3 protein-coding genes are annotated in these 4,077 nt (G+C 59.5%); all 3 read right to left on the bottom strand.

Going from position 1 to position 4,077, the window contains the following annotated elements; all coding sequences use genetic code 11:
- Window positions 1-184: 184 nt before the first annotated feature.
- Window positions 185-919 (bottom strand): IS21-like element helper ATPase IstB, encoded by a 735-nt coding sequence (istB, locus tag NDI72_RS21710; protein ID WP_206554896.1) that lies wholly within the window; start codon window positions 917-919, stop codon window positions 185-187.
- Window positions 919-2,406 carry an IS21 family transposase gene (istA, locus tag NDI72_RS21705; RefSeq protein WP_283801765.1) on the bottom strand — a complete coding sequence of 496 codons (1,488 nt, stop codon included), beginning with the start codon at window positions 2,404-2,406 and terminating at the stop codon, window positions 919-921. The genes istB and istA overlap by 1 nt, the downstream gene beginning before the upstream one ends.
- Window positions 2,407-2,732: 326 nt before the next feature.
- Window positions 2,733-2,990 carry a hypothetical protein gene (locus tag NDI72_RS21700; protein ID WP_283801764.1) on the bottom strand — a complete coding sequence of 86 codons (258 nt, stop codon included), beginning with the start codon at window positions 2,988-2,990 and terminating at the stop codon, window positions 2,733-2,735.
- Window positions 2,991-4,077 lie beyond the last annotated feature (1,087 nt).

Below are 4,077 nucleotides of genomic sequence, written 5' to 3'. Positions count from 1 at the left end.
ACGCCCGTCTGAATCACAGCCATTTTTTTAAATCAATGGGTCCTGTGTCAATGATCACGGAAACGGGACCCCGTTTTCTCGTCCAAAAGGGACCCCTTTGACGGGCACGATTTGAGCGCCCGACCGGGTGGAGCCGGTCAGGTTTGCGCAGCCCGGTCGGGTGCGCCTGATTGGCTTTTCGGCTTTAGCTTTGAGAGCGGTTCTTGAAGCGCCAGCTGTCGTTTCCGGTCTCGATGATATCACAGTGATGGGTGAGCCGGTCGAGCAGCGCCGTGGTCATCTTGGCATCGCCGAAGACAGTCGGCCATTCGCCAAAGGTGAGATTGGTGGTGACGATCACCGATGTCTGCTCATAGAGCCGACTGATAAGGTGGAACAGGAGCTGCCCGCCAGCCTGCGCAAAGGGCAGATAGCCGAGTTCATCGAGGATGACGAAGTCCAGGCGACATAGCCGATCGTTGAGCCGGCCCTGTCTACCGGCCCGGGCCTCGGCCTCTAGCTGGTTGACGAGATCAACAACATTGAAGAAGCGGCCCCGTGCGCCATCGCGAATGCAGGCACGGGCGATGGCGACGGCAAGATGGGTCTTGCCGGTCCCGGTGCCACCGACAAGGACAGCGTTGCGCTGATGGGCGAGGAAGTTGCCGCCGGCCAGATCGCGCACCAGGGTCTCGTTGATCGGAGTGCCGTCGAAGACGAAGTCCTCGATCTCCTTGGCCAGCGGCAGCTTGGCGATCGTCATCTGGTATTTGATGGAGCGTGCTTTCTTCTCGGATATCTCGGCACTGAGCAGGTCTGCGATGATGCGATGCGGTTCATGCTGGCGCTTGACGGCGGTTCTGATGATCTCGTCATAGGCCGCCTTCATGCCGAAGAGCTTGAGCGATCCCATGGTGGCGAGAATGTCGGTGCGTTCCATCATATGGCTCTCCTCAACTGATCATAGCGGCTGCAATCTGCCGTGGGTTCATGGTGAAGTTTGAGGCCGGCCGGTGTGGCCATGGTTGGCGGTCGTACCGGCTCGCGTTGACGTGCCAGGATGTTGAGAACGACATCGGCCGAGCAGGCACCCTCACGAAGCGCTTCCGCGCAGGCAGCTTCAACCGCCGGCATGCCGTCGCTTAGCACTGCGGACAGAATGCTCACCATCTGTCGATCGCCATCGTCAGAACGGGCGAGCTTGCGGCGCACCCGTTCCAGGCTGCTGGGCAGCATCCAGTCTTTAAAGGGTGCGCCATTGCGCAGCGCGCCCGGCTTGCGGGCCAGAACGGGCACATAGTGCCAGGGATCGTAGACGGTCTTGCCGCGGCCGAAGCAGCGGTGATGCTCGCCGACGATCATCCCATCCTGGCGGATCACGATCCGGTCGGCATAGGCCTGGATCTCCACCGGCCGGCCGAGCGAACTGGCAAGGACCGAGTATTTGTTGTTGTCGAAGCGCACCAGGCAGGTCTTCGACACCGAGGCCGGCACGGCGTGGAATCCATCGAAGTGGCCGGCATAAGGCACCAGGCTTGCCCGCTCGGTCTCGAAGGCCTCCCAGACCGTCTGCTCGGGCCGCTCGGAATGGCGATGCGCCTTGGCAAAGACAACGCACTGGTCGAGTAGCCAGGCGTTCAGTTCCTCATAGCTCCTGAAGCGAAGCCGCGGCGTGAAGAAGCGTCTGCGTACCAGTCCGACCTGGTTCTCGACCTGCCCCTTCTCCCAGCCCGAGGCCGGCGTACAGGCGACCGGCTCGACGAGATAGTGGCTGCACATCTGCCCGAAGCGGCGGTTGAACTGGCGGTCCTTGCCGACGAAGACCGCATCCACCGCTGTCTTCATGTTGTCGTAGATACCGCGCGTACAGGTGCCCCGGAAGAAGGCGAACGCCCGGTCATGGGCATCGAACACCATCTCCTGCGTCTCGCGCGGATAAGCTCGCACGAACAGCATCCGGCTGTGGCAAAGACGTACATGCGCGACCTTCACCGTGGTCGTCACACCGCCCAGAACAACGATCTCGTGGCTCCAGTCGAACTGGTAGGCTTCGCCCGGTGCAAAGCTTAGCGGTACATAGGCAGCAACGGAGGTGCTGCCCCGCTTCTCTTTCCAGGCCTGTGCATGCCGCCAGACCGAGCTGTAGCTGCCCTCATAGCCAAGGCCCCGAAGCTCCTCAAAAATCCGCACAAGTGTCAGTCGTTCGCGCGATGGCTTCGCCGCATTGGCTGACAGCAACCCCTCCAACTCATCCCGCCAGGCACCCATGCTTGGCATAGGCTGACGCTTGCGCTCATAACGAAACTCCGTTGCCTCCGAGCGCACCACTTTGCGCGAGACATTCAACTCGCGGCAAATCGCCTTGATAGGCTTCCCATGGACAAAATAGGCACGGCGTATCTTCGCGATCGTTTCCAAAACCAACATCCAAAAACAAGTGCCTCCGATGATAATCGGAGGCAGTCTGATGCCCCTCTGTCTCAGGGGTCCCTTTTGGATGAAAATTACCCCTCAAACGGGGTCCCTATTCCACGAAAAATCACAGCTCATCTTTACTCGGCTCATTCCAGTCAAAAACCAACATCGGTATTCCATTCTTTCCTGTCTTGTTTGTCCACTCGGCAGAGCGCGGCAGCTCCTCAGGGAGCTGCCTGAACTGCTTCGCTGTCGAAGATTGGATGCCCGCACGGCTTCCACGCGACACCATATGGGCCGAGACCGACTGAGCTCGCAGAGAGTGCTCCCATTCCTCGTCAGCGGGTTCTTCGAGAAGCAATACCAACAGCAAAAGCGGGCGAATGAGACGATGCGGTTGCATGAGCACCCGTAGACTCATCCGAGTTTCCGCCTATGTCGTCGAATATTCTCTCCTGATCTCCGACCTGCCCGACCGCCTGCGGGTTGAGTTTTTCATCCTGCTCCTCGTTCCCAAGCGTCGACTTCGTTTTTTTCTCAATCCGACTCTGCGATTTCTCGCCCGTTCGCCCTTCGCGTTGCGGCTCTACGATCACCTCACAATGCTCCTGCAGGATGGCGCGCACCTTCGCGCCATAGAGCTCACGAAGGTGCGTGATCGCACGACCCGCACCATCGATACGCAGGAGCCAGTCAAGATCGCTGAGGCCAAANCCTTCGCGCCATAGAGCTCACGAAGGTGCGTGATCGCACGACCCGCACCATCGATACGCAGGAGCCAGTCAAGATCGCTGAGGCCAAATATGCCTTCGGCCTCACTACGGGTGTCCCCCGCCGCATCGATGATGGCAATGCTTGCGCGTGACACGGATGGAACATCGTATTCGCGCTCCAGCACTTCACGGACGGCCAGTGCGCTTGCCATCATCCTGCTGCGCAGGGTGACGATAGCGCTTGGGCTGTAGGAGGAGACGGTTCGCTTGATATCGAGGAACAGTGCATGCTGCTGCGCACGATCAACCACCAGCAGGTCAGGTCGATAATGGTCGCGCGCGACGGCCTCCGCATCGCGCCTAATCATCGATGCCCTCGCCCAGTCGTTGCGAAGGAACAGAACCTTCGCGGCTTGATGCACTGGCAGGGGGCGCTCAAGATGAATCAGGCTGAGTTTGGGGTTCTTTCCGACAACGAGAGCTATAGCTCTTTTGAGGAGCGCTCCTTCGAGACTCGTTGCCGAGCGGACTGCGGCAAGCAGTTCCTGATAGCCCTCGAAAGTCGGGTCGTGCTTTGCTGGACATGCCTCGACCTGCGCAATCGTATCCGCGACGATGCGCTCGAAGTCGGAAATCAGCTCTTCCAGAAGGCTCGTTGCGGCCGATGGGGTATCCACTTCGTCCATCATCGGTGCGTCGGAATCTGGTCGAGAAAGCGTTTTCCCCGATTGGCGTCTGGTTGTAATCATGAAGCTTCCTTGAACAACGGCAGCAAGCAGCGGTCATCGAGACCGCTACTACGGTCTCAATGCTGGCTGTGCTGAGATTTTTGGGTGCGCAGATCAGCGGTGAACGTCCCCCCCCAGTTCAGGGAGGAGGTCCGTTCAGCGACAGCTCAAAGCCAATGAAAGAGCGGTTCTGCTACGCCGCGAGGCAGTAGGCGCTGATCCGTTCCGCTTCGTTGGCATCA

Origin of the sequence: Nitratireductor sp. GZWM139, assembly GCF_030068685.1 — a bacterium.
Classification (GTDB): domain Bacteria; phylum Pseudomonadota; class Alphaproteobacteria; order Rhizobiales; family Rhizobiaceae; genus Nitratireductor; species Nitratireductor aquimarinus.
This window is presented reverse-complemented; position numbering and strand designations above follow the sequence as displayed.

Bases quoted from the DNA above. Each gene is read 5' to 3' on its own strand.
- istB (WP_206554896.1), bottom strand. From the start codon at position 919: ATGGAACGCACCGACATTCTCGCCACCATGGGATCGCTCAAGCTCTTC.
- istA (WP_283801765.1), bottom strand. From the start codon at position 2,406: ATGTTGGTTTTGGAAACGATCGCGAAGATACGCCGTGCCTATTTTGTC.